This is a genomic window from Variovorax sp. J22G73 (assembly GCF_030317035.1).
In the GTDB taxonomy this organism is placed as follows: Bacteria; Pseudomonadota; Gammaproteobacteria; order Burkholderiales; family Burkholderiaceae_C; genus Variovorax.
This window is the reverse complement of sequence record NZ_JASZYK010000003.1, coordinates 85,639-101,858: the sequence shown is the minus strand read 5'-3', so window position 1 is coordinate 101,858 and position 16,220 is coordinate 85,639. Positions and strand designations below refer to the sequence as shown.

At 69.6% G+C, this 16,220-nt stretch carries 16 protein-coding genes; 11 read left to right on the top strand and 5 right to left on the bottom strand.

Annotated elements, in window-relative coordinates; genetic code table 11:
* Window positions 1-2: 2 nt before the first annotated feature.
* Entirely contained in the window at window positions 3-404 is a 402-nt protein-coding gene (locus QTI51_RS13080) for a PaaI family thioesterase (RefSeq protein ID WP_165840346.1), read from the bottom strand.
* Between the two features lie 147 nt (window positions 405-551).
* Here QTI51_RS13080 and QTI51_RS13075 point away from each other — a divergent pair, with 147 nt between their 5' ends.
* A complete protein-coding gene (locus QTI51_RS13075; RefSeq protein ID WP_286514016.1) occupies window positions 552-1,640 on the top strand; it encodes a MerR family transcriptional regulator in 1,089 nt (362 codons plus the stop codon).
* Here QTI51_RS13075 and QTI51_RS13070 read toward each other — a convergent pair.
* A complete protein-coding gene (locus tag QTI51_RS13070; RefSeq protein WP_286514013.1) occupies window positions 1,616-2,518 on the bottom strand; it encodes an AraC family transcriptional regulator in 903 nt (300 codons plus the stop codon). The genes QTI51_RS13075 and QTI51_RS13070 overlap by 25 nt on opposite strands.
* Before the next feature lie 101 nt (window positions 2,519-2,619).
* On the opposite strand from QTI51_RS13070, the gene QTI51_RS13065 reads away from it, so the two are divergent.
* Window positions 2,620-3,396 (top strand): SDR family oxidoreductase, encoded by a 777-nt coding sequence (locus tag QTI51_RS13065; RefSeq protein WP_286514010.1) that lies wholly within the window; start codon window positions 2,620-2,622, stop codon window positions 3,394-3,396.
* Here the strand turns inward: QTI51_RS13065 and QTI51_RS13060 are convergent.
* Together QTI51_RS13060 and QTI51_RS13055 are read right to left on the bottom strand one after the other, a co-directional pair.
* Window positions 3,393-4,007 (bottom strand): DUF938 domain-containing protein, encoded by a 615-nt coding sequence (locus QTI51_RS13060; protein WP_286514006.1) that lies wholly within the window; start codon window positions 4,005-4,007, stop codon window positions 3,393-3,395. The two genes, QTI51_RS13065 and QTI51_RS13060, sit on opposite strands and share 4 nt — an antisense overlap.
* 62 nt (window positions 4,008-4,069) lie before the next feature.
* Window positions 4,070-4,942 carry an aldo/keto reductase family oxidoreductase gene (locus QTI51_RS13055; RefSeq protein WP_286514004.1) on the bottom strand — a complete coding sequence of 291 codons (873 nt, stop codon included), beginning with the start codon at window positions 4,940-4,942 and terminating at the stop codon, window positions 4,070-4,072.
* Between the two features lie 280 nt (window positions 4,943-5,222).
* Here QTI51_RS13055 and QTI51_RS13050 point away from each other — a divergent pair, with 280 nt between their 5' ends.
* From QTI51_RS13050 to QTI51_RS13035, 4 genes are read left to right on the top strand one after another with little or no spacing between them, the layout of a single operon-like run.
* Window positions 5,223-6,296: an NAD/NADP-dependent octopine/nopaline dehydrogenase family protein gene (locus tag QTI51_RS13050; protein WP_286514002.1), complete on the top strand. Its 1,074-nt coding sequence runs from the start codon at window positions 5,223-5,225 to the stop codon at window positions 6,294-6,296.
* Complete coding sequence (locus QTI51_RS13045) at window positions 6,286-7,290, top strand: 3-hydroxybutyryl-CoA dehydrogenase (RefSeq protein WP_286514000.1); 1,005 nt, start codon at window positions 6,286-6,288, stop codon at window positions 7,288-7,290. The genes QTI51_RS13050 and QTI51_RS13045 overlap by 11 nt, the downstream gene beginning before the upstream one ends.
* On the top strand, window positions 7,287-8,084 hold the full coding sequence (locus QTI51_RS13040; RefSeq protein WP_286513998.1) for an alpha/beta fold hydrolase: 798 nt from the start codon (window positions 7,287-7,289) through the stop codon (window positions 8,082-8,084). The genes QTI51_RS13045 and QTI51_RS13040 overlap by 4 nt, the downstream gene beginning before the upstream one ends.
* The gene (locus QTI51_RS13035) at window positions 8,081-8,992 is read left to right on the top strand and encodes a quinone oxidoreductase family protein (protein WP_286513996.1); all 912 of its coding nucleotides are present in this window, start codon (window positions 8,081-8,083) and stop codon (window positions 8,990-8,992) included. Before QTI51_RS13040 ends, QTI51_RS13035 begins: the two co-directional genes overlap by 4 nt.
* Before the next feature lie 30 nt (window positions 8,993-9,022).
* On the opposite strand, the gene QTI51_RS13030 is transcribed toward QTI51_RS13035, so the two are convergent.
* Complete coding sequence (locus tag QTI51_RS13030; RefSeq protein WP_116910029.1) at window positions 9,023-9,511, bottom strand: MarR family winged helix-turn-helix transcriptional regulator; 489 nt, start codon at window positions 9,509-9,511, stop codon at window positions 9,023-9,025.
* Between the two features lie 144 nt (window positions 9,512-9,655).
* On the opposite strand from QTI51_RS13030, the gene QTI51_RS13025 reads away from it, so the two are divergent.
* The 5 genes from QTI51_RS13025 to QTI51_RS13005 are packed head-to-tail and all read left to right on the top strand — an operon-like array spanning window position 9,656 to window position 16,215.
* The gene (locus tag QTI51_RS13025) at window positions 9,656-11,857 is read left to right on the top strand and encodes a thiamine pyrophosphate-dependent enzyme (RefSeq protein ID WP_286513992.1); all 2,202 of its coding nucleotides are present in this window, start codon (window positions 9,656-9,658) and stop codon (window positions 11,855-11,857) included.
* A 12-nt stretch (window positions 11,858-11,869) separates the two neighbouring features.
* Window positions 11,870-13,378 carry an indolepyruvate oxidoreductase subunit beta family protein gene (locus QTI51_RS13020; RefSeq protein ID WP_286513990.1) on the top strand — a complete coding sequence of 503 codons (1,509 nt, stop codon included), beginning with the start codon at window positions 11,870-11,872 and terminating at the stop codon, window positions 13,376-13,378.
* A gap of 23 nt (window positions 13,379-13,401) precedes the next feature.
* On the top strand, window positions 13,402-14,394 hold the full coding sequence (locus QTI51_RS13015) for a PDR/VanB family oxidoreductase (RefSeq protein ID WP_286513986.1): 993 nt from the start codon (window positions 13,402-13,404) through the stop codon (window positions 14,392-14,394).
* 19 nt (window positions 14,395-14,413) lie between these two features.
* Entirely contained in the window at window positions 14,414-15,727 is a 1,314-nt protein-coding gene (locus QTI51_RS13010) for an aromatic ring-hydroxylating dioxygenase subunit alpha (RefSeq protein WP_286513983.1), read from the top strand.
* The gene (locus QTI51_RS13005; protein WP_286513980.1) at window positions 15,727-16,215 is read left to right on the top strand and encodes an aromatic-ring-hydroxylating dioxygenase subunit beta; all 489 of its coding nucleotides are present in this window, start codon (window positions 15,727-15,729) and stop codon (window positions 16,213-16,215) included. The genes QTI51_RS13010 and QTI51_RS13005 overlap by 1 nt, the downstream gene beginning before the upstream one ends.
* The last annotated feature ends 5 nt before the right edge of the window (window positions 16,216-16,220 follow it).

The window sequence follows — 16,220 nt, the reverse complement described above, 5'->3', positions numbered from 1 at the left end:
TGTCAGGCCGGCGCCCTGACCAGCTTGCCCGTGGACGAAGCGCGCGCAACCAGGCGGCCGTCCGGCGCGAACAGGTCGGCCTCGAGGAAGACCACGCTGCGGCCCCAGCGAAGAATGCGTGCCTCGGCCTCGAAGGTGGTCACCTCGGCGCGGTCGAGAAACGACACCTTGAGCTCCAGGCTGGCGAGGCTGGCCGTCGGGTCCTTGGCATTCACCGCGAAGGCCATGGCGCAGTCGAGCCACGCCGTGACCAGCCCGCCCTGCACCACGGTGCCGTTGCTGTGCGCGAACTCGGGCCGCGCGACGAAGCGCACGCGTGCCGAGCCCTTGTCTGACGAGGTGTGCAGCACTTGCGAGAAGCCGATGGTCTGCATCAGCGCGCTGGGGAATTTTTCGATGTCCATGCGGCGCATTTTCTGGCGATACGATGCGCCCGCGCCAGGGCGCGCTGTCGCCTGCGCAACCGCGCGGCTCTGCGGCCCGACCGCTTGACCCGGCCCCTGCGGCCACCTTCATAAAGACGCCCATCAGTCCCACAACGAGGTGATGCCGTGACCCTTTCCGCCCGATTTCTGAACCCTTCCGAGGCCGCCCGCCGGCTCGGCGTGTCCGCCAAGGCCTTGCGCCTGTACGAGCAGCGTGGCCTGCTGGCGCCCGCGCGCAACGCGGCCGGCTGGCGCTCCTACGGCCCCGACCAGATGGCCCGCGGCACCGACATCGTGGCCTTGCGCACGCTGGGCCTCAGCCTGGCGCAGGTCGCGCGCGTGCTGAACGGCGATGCCGACGGCCTGGCGCCCGCGCTGGCGGCGCACCAGGCCTTGCTCGAAGGCCGCATGCGCGAGCTGGAAGTTGCCATCGACAAGGTCCGCAAGCTGCGCGCCGACCTCGCGGCCGGCCAGACGCCGAGCGTGGGCGAGCTGGCGCGCGCGCTGGCGCCCGCTGCCGCGCTGCACGTGGAGTTCGAGCTGCCCTGGCCATGGGGCGGCGAGCGCTTCATGCTGCGCGACATCCGGCCGCTGAACTACATCGTCGGACCGCTCGGCAGCGGCAAGACGCGGCTGGCCTTGCGCCTGGCGCAGGAGATTCCGGGCGCGGTGTTCATGGGGCTGAACCGGTCAAGCAACGGTGGTGCGACCTCGAACCTGGAGGCGGACCCCGCCCTGCGGCTGCGCGTGGACCGGGCGCTGGCGTGGCTGCTCGAAGACGGCGCCACGGCGTCCGACGCGTTGCTCGCCCTGCTGGCCGGCCTGGAAGCCGAAGGCCCCACCGCCGTGGTCGTGGACCTGGTGGAGCAGGGGCTCGACCAGGCCACGCAGCAAGCGTTGATGGCCCACCTGCGCCGCAGCAGCGGGCCCGAGGGGCGGCCGCTGTTCCTGCTCACGCGCTCGTGCATCGTGCTGGACCTGGCGGCCATCGGCGCGCACGAATCGATCATCCTGTGCCCGGCCAACCACAGCCCGCCCACGCGCGTGGCGCCGTATGCGGGCGCGCCGGGCTACGAGGCCGTCGCGACCTGCCTAGCTTCGCCCGAGGTGCGGGCGCGCACGCAGGGCGTCGTAGCGTGGCTGCCAGGTGGGCAGGGCGGTCCGACCGGTCGTGGCGCAGGGCGTGTGCCTCAACCCGCCAGCGCGCGCGCATAGCGGCCGGGCGGCTGCCCCACGTGCCGGCTCAACGCGGTGCTGAAGGTGCTCGCCGAGCTGTAGCCCACGCGCTGCGCCACCTCGTCCAGCGCCAGGTCTTGCTGGCGCAGCAGCTTCTTGGCAAGGGCCATGCGCCAAGAGAGCAGGTACTCCATCGGCGGCAGTCCGACCGCCTGCGTGAAGCGGTCGAAGAACGACGAGCGCGACAGCGCCGCCTTCTGCGCGAGCTGGGCCATGGTCCATGAGCGCGCGAGATCGTTGTGCATCTGCCGCATCGCCCGGGCGAGGCGCTCGTCCGCCAGGCCGCGCAGCAGGCCGGGCGGGGCGTCGTCGCCTGAAGAGGAACGCAGCGCCTCGATCAGCAGCACCTCCACCAGCCGCGTGAGCACCAGCTCGCGGCCCGAACGCGCCGCGCGAGACTCTTCGCCCACGAGCCGCACCAGCACCGACAGCCGCTCGACGCCGCGCACATGCACCAGCGCGGGCAGCAGCGACACCAGCAGCGCCGCGTCGGGCGAATCGAACACGAAGTAGCCGCCCAGCAGCCGCACATCGGGCCGTCCGCCACGCGTGCCGTGGCGGACCTCGCCGGTGGGCGCGGGCGCGCGCCGGGGGTCGATGTGCACCGGCGCCGCGGGCTCGAAGCCCGATATGGTGAAGCCCGGCGTGGCCGGCATCAGCACGAAGTCGCCGGCCGCGAGCGTGAGCTCGGCCTGCCCGTCGACCGCCAGGCGGCAGCTGCCCTCGAGCACCGCGCAGAAGCTCGGCTCGCCGAACTCCGCGTAGCGCACGGCCCAGCGGCCGGCACCGCTGATGCCCTTGGAGAACACGGCCCGCGGCTCCAGCAGCGCGATGACGTCGCAGAGCGGGTCTTTCATGCGTGGACGTTCGCAAATGATTCTGGACTTTTCATTGTAGAAGGTCCGAAAGATGCTGGATATCGTTCGGGCCTTGTTCAAACCACCGAGGAAACACAGACATGAAAACCGTGCTCGTCACAGGCTGCTCGTCCGGCTACGGCCTGGAAACCGCCCGCCACTTTCTCGCCCAAGGCTGGCACGTGATCGCCACCATGCGCACCCCGCGCGAAGACCTGCTGCCCGCGTCGCCCCGGCTTCGCGTGCTGGCGCTGGACGTGACGAACGCCGAAAGCATCGCTGCCGCTGTAGAAGCCAGCGGGCCCATCGACGTGCTGGTCAACAACGCCGGCATCGGCCTCATGGGCGCCTTCGAGCCCACGCCCATGGCCACGGTGCGCGAGGTGTTCGAGACCAACACCTTCGGCGTGATGGCGATGACGCAGGCGGTGCTGCCGCAGTTCCGCGAGCGCCGCGCGGGGCTGGTGGTGAACGTGACCTCCAGCGCCACGCTGGCGCCGATGCCGCTGGTGGCCGTGTACACCGCGAGCAAGACGGCCATCGAGGGCTTCACCGAATCGCTGGCGCATGAACTCGCGGCCTTCGGGGTGGGCGTGAAGCTGGTGCAGCCGGGTTACGGACTGTCGACCGGGTTCACCGGCAATGCCGGCTCGCGCATGGACGGGGTGTTTCCGCCGGCCTATGCGCCGTATGCGCAGGGCGTGTTCGCCGCGTTCGCGAACCCCGCGGCGGTGACGGTCGCGAGCGACGTGGCCGAGGTGGTGTGGCGCGCGGCGAACGATGGGTCGGGCCAGCGCCGGTTTCCGGCGGGCCCCGATGCGGTGGCGCTGGCCGCGGCCGTGATGGTGACGGCGGCGGAGCCGGTGTCGGTGCGTTAGGCGCCGAAGACCAGCAGCAGGTTGTTCGCCGGCATCTCATGCCGCGCCCGCAACGACAGCCCTGCCTGGCGGGCCTGTGCTTCCACGTCCGCCAAGCGGCGAATGCCCCACGAGGCATCGCGCTCGCGCAGGCTGCGGTCGAACGCCAGGTTGCCGGGCGCGGGCGGCGTGCCGTCTTCGAAGTAGGGGCCGTAGGTGACCAGCAAGCCGCCCGGCAGCAGGTGCCGCGCGGCGCCCGCCATGAGCGCGGCGCAGGTGGCCGGCGGCGAAATGTGCAGCATGTTCGCGCAGTAGATTGCATCGAAGCCCTGCGCGAATGCCTCGCCCTGCGACGGCCAGGGCGCGGCCATGACGTCGAGCAGCAGCGGCGCGCGCACGTTGCCCAGGCCTTCCTGCGCGATGCGGCTTGCGATGCCGGGCAGCGCGCGCGCATCCGCATCGGTGGGCTGCCAGGTCCACGAGGGCAGGGCCGCCGCGAACCACGCGACATGCTGGCCGGTGCCCGACGCGATCTCCAGCGCCGTGCCGCGCTCGCCGAGCGTGCGGCGCAGCACGTCGAGGATGGGCTGCTTGTTGCGGTCGGCGGCGGTGCTGTGCGGAAGATCGGCCATCTGTGTCGGGTGCCCGGGCGGGCGTTGGAGTGAGCGGCGTGCAGGGTAGCAGGCCGGCCGCCTCAGGCGCCGCCTGCGATCCGGTCCAGCTTCGCGATCGCGTCGGCCGGCAGGCGCAGGTCGACCGCCGCCAGGTTCTCGTTCAGGTGGCCCACCGACGAGGTCCCCGGAATCAGCAGGATGTTCGGCGCGCGCTGCAGCAGCCACGCCAGCGCGACCTGCATCGGCGTTGCGCCCAACGTGCTCGCAACCTCTGACAGCGCGGTCGATTGCAGCGGCGTGAACCCGCCCAGCGGAAAGAAGGGCACGTAGGCGGTGCCGTGCCTGGCCAGCTCGTCGATGAGGGCGTCGTCTTCGCGGTGCGCGAGGTTGTACATGTTCTGCACGCACACGATGGGGCAGATGCGCCGGCCGTCGGCAACCTGCGTCGGCGTCACGTTGCTCAGGCCGATGTGGCGCACCAGGCCCTGCTGCTGCAGTTCGGCCAGCGCGGTGAGGGGTTCTTCCATCGAGCCCTCCGCCGGCCCGTGCACCGAAAGCATGCTGCGCAGGTTGACCACCTGCAGCACGTCCAGCCCGAGGTTGCGCAGGTTGTCGTGCACGGCCTGCGTCAGGCCCTCGCGCGAGAACGCGGGCAGCCATGCGCCGTCGTCGCCGCGCCGCGCACCGATCTTGGTCACGATGGTCAGCGTGTCGCGGTACGGGTGCAGCGCCTCGCGAATGATCTGGTTCGTGACGTGCGGGCCGTAGAAGTCGCTGGTGTCGATGTGGTCCACGCCGCTTTCCACCGCCGCGCGCAGCACGGCGATGGCGCCCGCGCGTTCCTTCGGCGGGCCGAACACGCCCGGGCCGGCGAGCTGCATCGCGCCGTAGCCCATGCGGTGCACGGTGCGCGTGCCGAGGGTGAATGTGCCTGCCTTGCCGATGTCGTTCATGGTGCTTTCCTTGGTGTCCGTTGGGGTTTGTCGGGTGTCTGGCAGCCAATGTAGCCAGCATCCATTCAATCGATAAGGGACCCGCATCAGCACGAGCTGTGCGAAATACCGAACAGTGGGCGCTGGCGGCCGCGTCGCGGATCGCGGGTTTCCGAGCAAGCTGTTTTCGCCGGATTTTGGTTGACACCTGAATCGATGAAAAGTAATGTAATAGGGCATCGCTCCCCCCGGTCCGTGCTGCGGCCGCCGGTTCATCGACACCTGCTATTCGACTTTCGACATGAAAATTGCGATTCTTGGAGGCGGCCACGGCGCCTATGCGGCCGCCGCGGACCTGTCTGAAACCGGCCATGAAGTGCGCCTGTGGCGCCGCGACGCCGCGGCGCTCGAACCACTGGTTCGCGCCGGCGCCATCACCCTGAAAGACGCCGCCGGGGCGCGCGAGGTGCCCATTGCGCTGGCCACGCCCGACATCGGCGAGGCGCTGAAGGGCGCGGAGCTTATCGTCATTCCCACGCCCGCCATCGCCCAGCACGACATCGCGCTGGCCATGGCGCCGCACCTGGTCGACAGCCAGGTCGTCTTTTTGCCGCCGGGCACCTTCGGCAGCTACGTGATGGCCAGGGCAGTGAAGGCGGCCGGCAACCACGCCGATGTCGCCTGGGCCGAGACCGGCACCTTGCCCTACCTGGCGCGCAAGCACGGCGAGCGCGAGGTGAACGTCACCATCCGCGCCATCCGCCTGCCCACCGGCGTGTACCCGGCGCGCAAGGAGGCGCAGGCGATCGAGGTGATCCGCCGCGCCTACCCGGCCGTGCACGGTTGCGGCGACGCGCTCTCGGGCGCGCTCATGAATGCCGGCCCCGTCATCCACCCGCCGCTGATGGTGATGAACGCTGCGCCGCTGCAGCACTTCGAGCGCTGGGACATCCACAACGAAGGCACGCAGCGCGCCGTGCGCGACGTGACCGACCGGCTCGACCAAGAGCGCATCGCCGTGCGCGAGGCCTTCGGCCAGGGCGCGCCGCACTACCCGCTGGCCGACCACTACGACAACGACCGCTGGATGTACGGCGACGCGCACAAGCAGCTCGTGAAGTCGGGCGACTGGCGCGAGAACATCGACCTGCACACGCACCGCTACATCACCGAAGACACCGAGCTCGGCCTCGCCTTCCTGGCGTCAGCCGCGCGGCACGCGGGCGTGGACGCGCCCATTGCGCACGGCCTGCTGGCCATCGTCGGCGGCTTCCTGGGCCGCGACCTGCGCCAGGGCCCGCGCACTTTCGAAAGCCTGGGCCTGGCCGGGCTGAGCGCGGCGCAACTCCGGCAGAGGCTGCACGATGGCGAATGAGCCGGCGCCGCCCCGCTTCGCCGCCGTCGGTGCGGGCCGCATGGGGCGCGGCATCGCCATCGCCTTCGCGTATGCCGGCCACCGCATCGCGCTGGTCGACCTTCGCCAGCGCAGCGACGCAGCGTGGCAGCGTTTGCGCGACGAAGCGCGTGCCGAAATTGCGGCCAGCCTCTCGGGGCTCGCGCAACTCGGCGTGATCGATGCGGGCCAGGTCGCGCGCATCGCCGCGCGTGTGGCGTTCGTCGACGCGGCCGCCGCACCGCAGGCGCTCGCCGCGGCCGACCTGGTGTTCGAAGGCGTGCCCGAAACCCTGGAAGCCAAGCGCGAGGCCTTCGAGCAGCTCAACCGCCATTGCCGCGACGACGCCATCCTCACCTCGACCACCAGCAGCATCCTCGTCACGCAGCTGGCCGCGTTCGTGCGGCTGCCAGAGCGCTTCCTGAACATGCATTGGCTGAACCCGGCCTATGTGATCCCGGTGGTCGAGCTGAGCTGCCACCCCGGCACCGATGCCGCCGTGCTCGCGCGCACCAAGGCGCTGATGGAGGCCATCGGCAAGCTGCCCGTGGTGTGCGGCGCGTCGCCGGGCTACATCGTGCCGCGCCTGCAGGCGCTGGTGATGAACGAGGCCGCGCGAATGATCGAAGAGGGCGCCGCCACGGCCGAGGAAATCGACAAGGCCACGCGCTACGGCCTGGGCCTGCGGTTTGCCGCGTTGGGCGTGGTCGAGTTCATCGACTTCGGTGGCTGCGACATCCTGCACCACGCGAGCCGCGAAATGTCTGCCTCGCTCGACAAGGGGCGCTACACCGCGCCGGCCATCGTCGGGCGCATGGTCGAGCAAGGCCGCCTCGGCCTGAAGACCGGCAGCGGCTTCTACGACTACGAAGGCCGCGACGTTGCTGCCTACCGGCGCGACGTGCTCTCGCGCACGCTGGGCGAACTGCGGCATGCGGGCCTGTGGCGCGCGCCGGCCGACGAGACGCAGCCATGAGCATCCGCCGCGCCTTCGTCGACCTGTCGGTGGGCCAGGTGCATTGCGCGAGTTGCGGCGATCCGCAGGCGCCGCCCGTGCTGTTGCTGCACCAGTCGCCGCGCAGCTGGGCCGAGTACCGCGCCGTGCTGCCGCTGCTCGGCGCGCACCGGTACGCCATTGCGATGGACACCGCGGGCTTCGGCGATTCGGCCGACGGCGGCGTGCCCGCGAGCATCGCGCAATGGGCGCGCGTGGCGTGCGAGCTGCTCGGCGCGTTGAACATTCCGCGAGCCGATGTGGTGGGCCACCACACCGGCGGCGTTGTCGCTGTGGAGCTGGCCGCGGCCTTCCCGCATCGCGTGCGCAGCCTCGTGCTGTCTTCGACGCCGTACACCGACGAGGCCTTCAGGCGCGCGCGGGCGCAACGCCCGCCCATCGACGAGGTGGCGCCCAGCGAAGACGGTTCGCACCTCGCGGCGCTGTGGCAAAAGCGCCAGGCTTTCTACCCGCCGGGCCGGCCCGACCTGCTCGAAGCCTTCGTGCGCGACGCACTCAAGGTGGAGCGTGTCGAGGACGGCCACCGCGCCGTGGCCTCCTACCGCATGGAAGACCGCATCGGCCTCGTCACCCAACCCGCGCTCATCGTGCGCGCCACGCTCGACCCGTTCGCCGCGCCGCACGCCATCGAGCTGCAGCACCACCTGCCGCAGGCGCGCATCGTCGACATCGAAGGCGGCATGGTGCCGCTGCCCGACCAGATGCCCGAGGCCTTCGCGAACACGGTGCTCGACTTTCTGGCGACGCTGCCATGAAGGCCGTGCGTATCCACGGCTTCGACGCGGTGCCCGTGCTGGAAACGCGCGCGGACCCGGTACCGCGGCCGGGACGCACGCTGGTGCGCATGGAGGCCGCGACGGTCGGCCACATCGACCGCACCGTGTGGCGCGGCAGCTTCCTGCGCCATCCGCCGCTGCCCTACACGCCGGGCGTGGAGGCCGCGGGCGTGGTGGTCGCGAGCGGGCGCTACGACATCGGGCAGCGCGTGTGGCTGCGCGGCAGCGGCCTGGGCACGCTGTTCGACGGCACGTGGTGCGAGCTGATCGATGCGCCCGACGAAGCGCTGGGCGCGTTGCCGGACGACGTGTCCATGCCCTTGGGCGCCGCCTTCTTCTCGCCGTGCACCTCCGCGTGGGTCGCGCTGCACGATGTGGCCAGGCTGCAGCCGGGCGAGCAGGTGCTGGTGACCGGCGCGACCGGCGCTGTGGGCTCGCTGGTGATGCAGCTGGCCAGTGGCATGGGCTGCACCGCGACGGCGGTGAGCCCGGACGCGGCACCGCCCACGGCAGGGAGCGCAGACCTGCTGATCGACACCGTCGGCGGCGAAGTGCTGGCGAAGGTGCTGCCTGCCGTGCGTGCGGGCGGCCGCGCGGTGCTCGTCGGCTACACGGCGGGCCCGACGCTGCAGCTGGACATCGCTCACTTCCTGCAACGCGATGTGGCGCTGTTGCCGCTCAACATGTTTCGACGTGAATCCGCAGGCCGTGCCGCGGCGCCCGAGTTGCTGGCCAGGTTGGGAACGCGTGGGAAGCCGGGCGAGGGCGGCCTGCACCTCGACGTGCAGACCTTCGCGCTCGCCGACGCGGCCCGCGCGCTCGACTGGATCGCGCAACGCGGCCACCGCGGCCGCGCGGTGCTGGTGCCCAACCAGCCACACCTCTGACCCGCGCCTGACCGGGCGGGCCCCGCAAGCTCAGTCTTCGTCCGGCGCCACGACCTGCTCGGCCACCGGCAGGTTCACGTGCAGGTCGATCATCTGCCGCAGCGTCTGCTTGAGCTCTTCGGCGCGTCGCAGGCCGAAGGGCTCCAGCACGCGCCGCTCGTGTTCGCGCGCCAGTTCCATCAGATGCTCGACCGCTTTCAGCCCCTTGCGCGTGATGCGCACCAGCGTGATGCGGCGATCACTCTCATGGGGCAGGCGCTCCACCTGTCCGCGCGATTCCATGCGGTCCAGCAGCCGCGTCACCGTGGGTTGCTTGGTCACCGTCACCTGCGCGAGCTGGCCGATGCTGATGGCCTCGCTGCCCGCGAGCGACGCCATCACGCGCCACTCCGAAATGGAGAAACCCTGCTGCCGCGCCACCTCGTGGAACTCCGAGGAAATCAGCTGGCTGGCCTGCGCCAGCAACGCCGGCAGGTAGTCGTCGACGAAGCGATGGGGCGGTGCGGCTTTTTCAGCCATGAACGCACCCCGTGCATGTGGCGGGCACGCAGTTTGCATGTCTAGGGTAATTCATGATTGTGGATACATTCATTTGTCAACATTATAGAAAGCATGATGTGGCAGCTGAAGCGCATCGTCCCACGATAGACAACAAGGACCCACATGGCTGAGCGTTCGTTCGTCGAAGAAGTCAAGAAATTGCGCCTTTCGGGCGGCGATGTCTTTCGCGGTGAAGGCATTCTGGCGGTCACCAAGGCCTTGCTGGAATCCGGGGTGTCGTACGTGGCGGGCTACCAGGGCGCGCCTATCTCGCACCTGATGGACGTGCTGGCCGACGCGCAGGACATCCTCGCCGACCACGGCATCCGCTTCGAGAACAGCGCCAGCGAGGCCACCGCCGCCGCCACGCTCGCGGCATCGGTCAACTACCCGCTGCGCGGCGCCGTCACCTTCAAGGCCACCGTGGGCACCAACGTGGCATCCGACGCGCTGGCCAACCTGGCCTCGGGCGGCGTCACCGGCGGGGCGCTCATCATCGTGGGCGAAGACTACGGCGAGGGCTCATCGATCATGCAGGAGCGCAGCCACGCCTTTGCCATGAAGTCGCAGATCTGGCTGCTCGACCCGCGCCCCAACCTGCCGAGCATCGTCGACGCGGTGAAGCAGGGCTTCGACCTGTCGGAGGCCAGCAACACGCCCGTGATGCTCCAGCTGCGCATTCGTGCGTGCCACGTGCACGGCCACTTCATCGCGGGCGACAACAAGCGCGCCAAGTTCACGCTGAAAGACGCGCTGGAAAACCCGCAGCGCGACGTCGGTCGCATCGTGCTGCCGCCCGCCAGCTTCGTGCACGAGCAGGAGAAGGTGAAAGACCGCTGGCCCGCCGCCGTGCGCTTCATCGAGGAGCGCAAGCTCAACGAGTTCTTCTCCGAAGACGCCGACGACATCGGCATCATCGTGCAGGGCGGCAGCTACAACACGCTGCTGCGCGCGCTGGAGCGCCTGGGCCTGGCCGACGTGTACGGCAACACCCAGGTGCCGCTGTACGTGATGAACGTGGCCTACCCCGTCATCGAGAGCGAAGTCATCCGCTTCTGCGAAGGCAAGCGCGCCGTGATGATCGTGGAAGAGGGTCAGCCCAACTTCGTCGAGCAGAACCTCGCGACCATCCTGCGCCAGGCCGGCTCCACCACCGCGCTGCACGGCAAGGACATGCTGCCCGTCGCCGGCGAGTACACGGCCTCCGAGCTGCTGAAGGGCGCGCGCACGTTCTGCGAACGCTACGAGCGCCTGGCACCGCTGCCCGTGCCTGTGCCGGTGCGCAAGGTGATCCCGCTGAAGGAAGTGGCCGCCATCGGCGTCGATGCCGCGCCTGAACCCGTGCAGCCATCGACGGCACTGGCCGCACTAGGTGACGTGGTGCACGCGCGCCCGCCGGGCTTTTGCACCGGCTGCCCCGAGCGCCCCATCTTCAGCGCCATGAAGCTGGTCGAGCGCGAGCTCGGTGCGCACCACGTGAGCGCGGACATCGGCTGCCACCTGTTCTCCATCCTGCCGCCCTTCAACATCGGCAACACCACCATGGGCTACGGCCTGGGCGGCGCGGGCGCCGCGGCGCTGAACGCTCCGGCAGGCAAGCGCGCGATCTCGATGATGGGCGACGGCGGCTTCTGGCACAACGGCCTCACCAGCGGCGTGGCCAACGCGGTGTTCAACAAGAGCGACAACCTCACCATCGTCGTCGACAACAACTACACCTCGGCCACCGGCGGGCAGGACATTCTTTCGTCGAACGCCGTCAACAAGACGCGCAGCACCGGCCACGAGATCGAACGCGCCGTGCGCGGCGTGGGTGTCGAGTGGGTGAAGACGCTGCGCCGCACCTACGACGTGGCCGGCATGCGCGACGCGCTGAAAGACGCGCTCACCACCAAGACCCGCGGCCCCAAGGTGCTCATCGCGCAGTCGGAGTGCATGCTCAACAAGCAGCGCCGCGAGAAGCCTCTGGTGCGCAAGGCCGTGGCCGACGGCAAGCGCATGGTGCGCGAGAAGTTCGGCGTCGATTCCGACACCTGCACCGGCGACCACTCGTGCATTCGGCTGTCGGGCTGCCCGTCGCTGTCGATCAAGCCCAACCCCGATCCGCTGCGCACCGACCCGGTCGCCACCGTGCTCGACAGCTGCGTGGGCTGCGGCGTGTGCGGCGAGGTGTCGCATGCCGCCGTGCTGTGCCCCTCTTTCTACAAGGCGCAGGTCGTGAGCAACCCCAGCCGCTGGGACGTGCTGCGCGAGCGCGTGCGCGCCGCCGTCATCGGCTGGCTGCAGCGCGGCGAGGCGCGCCGCCGCGAAGCCTATGCCTTCTGAAGCGACGACACGATGACGACCCTCAAGGCACAACCCATCAAGATCGCCATCCTCGCCATGGGCGGGGAAGGCGGCGGCGTGCTCGCCGACTGGATCGTCGACATGGGCGAGGCCAACGGCTACGTGGCGCAGACCACCTCGGTGCCGGGCGTGGCCCAGCGCACCGGCGCGACCATCTACTACGTCGAGCTGTACCCCGACGCCCAGGCGCAGGCCGATGGCGGGCGCCCCGTGCTGGCGCTGATGCCGCTGCCCGGCGACGTCGACGTGGTGCTGGCTTCGGAACTCATGGAAGCGGGCCGCGGCGTTCAGCGCGGCCTGGTCACCAGCGACCGCACCACGCTCATCGCGTCCACGCACCGCGTGTTCTCCATCGCCGAGAAAAGCGCGCTGGGCGACGGCCGCGTCGACAGCGAGCAGCTGCTCAAGCACACCGCGCGCGCCGCCAAGCGCTTCATCCGCTTCGACATGGCGCAGGCGGCGGAAGCCTCGGGCAGCGTGATCAGCGCCGTGCTGTTCGGCGCGCTCGCGGGTTCGGGCGTGCTGCCCTTCAGCCGCGCGCAGTTCGAGGCGACCATCGAGCGCGGCGGCGTGGGCGTGAAGCCCAGCCTGAAGGCCTTCGGCGCGGCGTTCGACCGTGCCCAGCGTGGCGACGACGGCGAACCCGCGAAGGAAGCAGCCGCTGCCGCACCGGCGCCCCAGCCGCGCCACCCGGCCGTGCGCGCGCTGGTCGAGCGCGTGCAGCGCGACTTTCCCCTGCCGGCGCAAGACTTCCTGCTCGAGGGCGTGCGCCGCCTCATCGATTACCAGGACCCGCCCTACGCCGCGCTGTACCTCGACCGCATGGCCGCCATTGCCAAGCTGCCCGACGATGCCCATCGCCTGCTGCGCGAAACCGCGCGCCACCTGGCACTGTGGATGTCGTACGAAGACACCGCCCGCGTGGCCGCGTTGAAGACCCGCGCCACCCGCTTCGAACGCGTGCGCGGCGAAGCGCGCGTGCAGCCGGGCCAGGTGCTCGCCATCAACGAGTACATGCACCCGCGGCTGCAGGAAATCTGCGAGACGCTGCCCGGCGGCATCGGCCGCTGGCTCACCAACTCGACCCTGCCCCGCAAGCTCGTGGAGCGCTTCACGCAGCACGGCCGTGTGATCCAGACCAGCTCGCTGCGCGGCTACCTCATGCTGCGCACCGTGGCCGCCATGAAGCGCTGGCGCCTGTCGACGATGCGCTACGCCGAGGAAAACCGCCGCATCGAGGAATGGCTGCAGCGCATCGCCGCTACCGCGCAACGCAACCCGGCGCTGGCCGTGGAGCTGGCGCAGTGCCAGCGGCTGGTGAAGGGCTACAGCGACACGCACGAGCGCGGCATTCGCAACTACGACACTGTGATGCGCGCCGTCGAGCGCGCTGGCGCACAGCTCGCGCCCGCCACCTTGCGCGAGCTGCGCGACGCTGCGCTCGCCGACGAACACGGCCACAAGCTGCAGGCCGCGCTGGCGCAACACGCCCTGGCCTGAAGAGAAGAGACAACGGACGCACGATGACCGCCCCCACCGCCACGCTCCAGCTTCGCGTCGCCGAAGCACGCCCACTGAACCCGCTGATCCGTATGCTGCGCCTGCGCGCCGAAGACGGCCGACCGTTGCCCGGCTTCGCGGCCGGCGCGCACATTCGCGTGCAGGTGTCGCTGCCCGGCGGCGCCACCGACTGGCGCCACTACTCGCTGATCAACTTCGCGACCGCGCGCAACGCCACCAACGCGCCGACCGAGTATGTGATCGCCGTGCGCAAGGAGGCCGAGGGCCGCGGCGGTTCGCGCTTCATGCACGAGCAGCTGAAAGAGGGCGACACCCTCACCATCGAGGCGCCGAAGAACGACTTTCCACTGCACACCGGCCCCGGCGGTTCGGTGCTGGTGGCCGGCGGCATCGGCGTGACGCCGCTCGCCACGATGGCCGCGCGCCGCCGCGCCGAAGCGGCGCCGGTGCGCATGCACTACGCCGGCCGCAGCCGCGAGCTGATGGCCTTCCTGCCCGAGCTGCAGGCGCTGCTGGGCGACGACCTGCGCGTGCACGCCGACGCGGAGGCCGGCGCGCCACTCGACATCGATGCGCTGCTGGACGACGTGCCCGACGGCGACCGCCTCTACGTGTGCGGCCCCAAGGTCATGCTCGACGCGGTGCTCGAACGCACCCAGGCCCGCGGCTGGGAACACGACCGCGTGCATTTCGAACTCTTCACCGAGCCCGTCGCCGAAGCGGGCGATCAGCCCTTCGAGGTCGAGCTCGCCCAGTCGGGCCAGCGCTTCACCGTGGGCGCGGCGCAGAGCATCCTCGATTGCCTGATCGACAACGGCTGCGACCCGATGTTCGACTGCAAGCGCGGCGAATGCGGCGTGTGCGCGGTGCCGGTGATCGACGGCGAGATCGACCACCGCGACTACGTGCTCACCGCCCGCGAGAAGGCCGAGGGCAACGTGATGCAGATCTGCATCTCGCGCGCCAAGGGTGCGCGCCTGGTGCTCGACCTCTGAAGCCAGGAGCCGCCAGACCGTGACCTCGTACCGAGACAACCCCGATGCCGTTCGCGCGCTGGTGCAGCACGACCGCGTGCACCGCGACCTGTACACCAGCCAGGAACTGTTCGAGCTGGAGCAGGAACACTTCTTCGCCAACACCTGGAACTACGTGGGCCACGAGAGCCAGCTGCCCAGGCCCGGCGACTGGATCAGCAACGAGATCGCGGGCAAGCCGCTGATCGTGGTGCGCCACACCGACGGCAGCGTGCGCGTGATGATGAACCGCTGCGCCCACAAGGGCTCGCGCCTGGTGAACGGCCCGTGCGGCAACACAGGCAAGTTCTTTCGCTGCCCGTACCACGCCTGGACCTTCAAGACCGACGGCGCGCCGCTGGCCATTCCGCTGAAGACGGGCTACGAGCACACGCAGCTGCACGAGTGCGAATCGGGCAAGGGCCTGGCCACCGTGAAGCATGTGCGCAGCCACCGCGGCTTCATCTTCGTGAAGCTCAACGACGCGGGACCCGACTTCGACGCGTACTTCGGCGACTCGCTGAGCTCCATCGACAACATGGCCGACCGCTCGCCCGAAGGCGAGCTCGAAATCGCGGGCGGCTGCCTGCGCTTCATGCACCAGTGCAACTGGAAGATGTTCGTGGAGAACCTCAACGACACCATGCACCCGATGGTGGCGCACGAGTCGTCGGCCGGCACCGCCAAGCGCATGTGGGCCGACAAGCCCGAAGACGAACCCAAGCCCATGGCCGTGGAGCAGTTCGTGCCCTTCATGTCGGACTACAAGTTCTTCGAGGACATGGGCATCCGCACCTACGACAACGGCCACAGCTTCACGGGCGTGCACTTCAGCATCCACAGCAAGTACAAGGCGATTCCCGCGTACGACGACGCCATGAAGGCGCGCTACGGCGAAGAGAAGACGGCGCAGATCCTCGGCATGGCGCGGCACAACACCGTGTACTACCCGAACCTGACGATCAAGGGCGCGATCCAGGCGATTCGCGTGGTCAAGCCCATCTCCGCGGACAAGACCCTGATCGAGAGCTGGACCTTTCGCCTGAAGGGCGCACCGCCCGAGCTGCTGCAGCGCACCACCATGTACAACCGGCTGATCAACTCGCCCTTTTCGGTGGTCGGGCACGACGACCTGCAGGCTTATCGCGGGATGCAGGCCGGCTTGCACGCCAGCGGCAACGAGTGGGTGAGCCTGCACCGCGACTACGACCCGTCGGAGTTGAAGGGCGGGGAAATCACCACCGGCGGTACCAGCGAACTGCCGATGCGCAACCAGTACCGCAGCTGGGTGCAGCGCATGACGGAGACGATGTGATGGCCACCGCCGATATCGCTCGCCAGGACCTGGTCGACTTCGTGGTGAACGAGGCGCACCTGCTCGACACACGTCGATATGAGGAATGGAACGCGCTGTTCACCGATGACGCGTTCTACTGGATTCCGCTGGTGCCCGACCAGGAAGACGGGCTCAACCACACCTCGCACCTGTACGAAGACAAGCTGCTGCGCGAGCTGCGCATCGAGCGGCTGAAGAGCCCGCGCGCGTTCTCTCAACAGCCGCAAAGCCGCTGCCACCACCTGCTGCAGGTGCCGGTGGTCGAGCAGTTCAACGCCGAGGCCCGCCGCTTCGTGGTGCGCACCGGGTTCCACTACACCGAGTCGCAGGGCGACGAGCTGCAGTTCTACGTGGGCACCTTCTTTCACCACCTCACCGTGCAGGACGGCGCCTTGCGCATGACGCTCAAGCGCGTGAACCTGCTCAACTGCGACGCGGCGCTGCCGGCCGTGCAGCTCTTCATCTGAAGGAC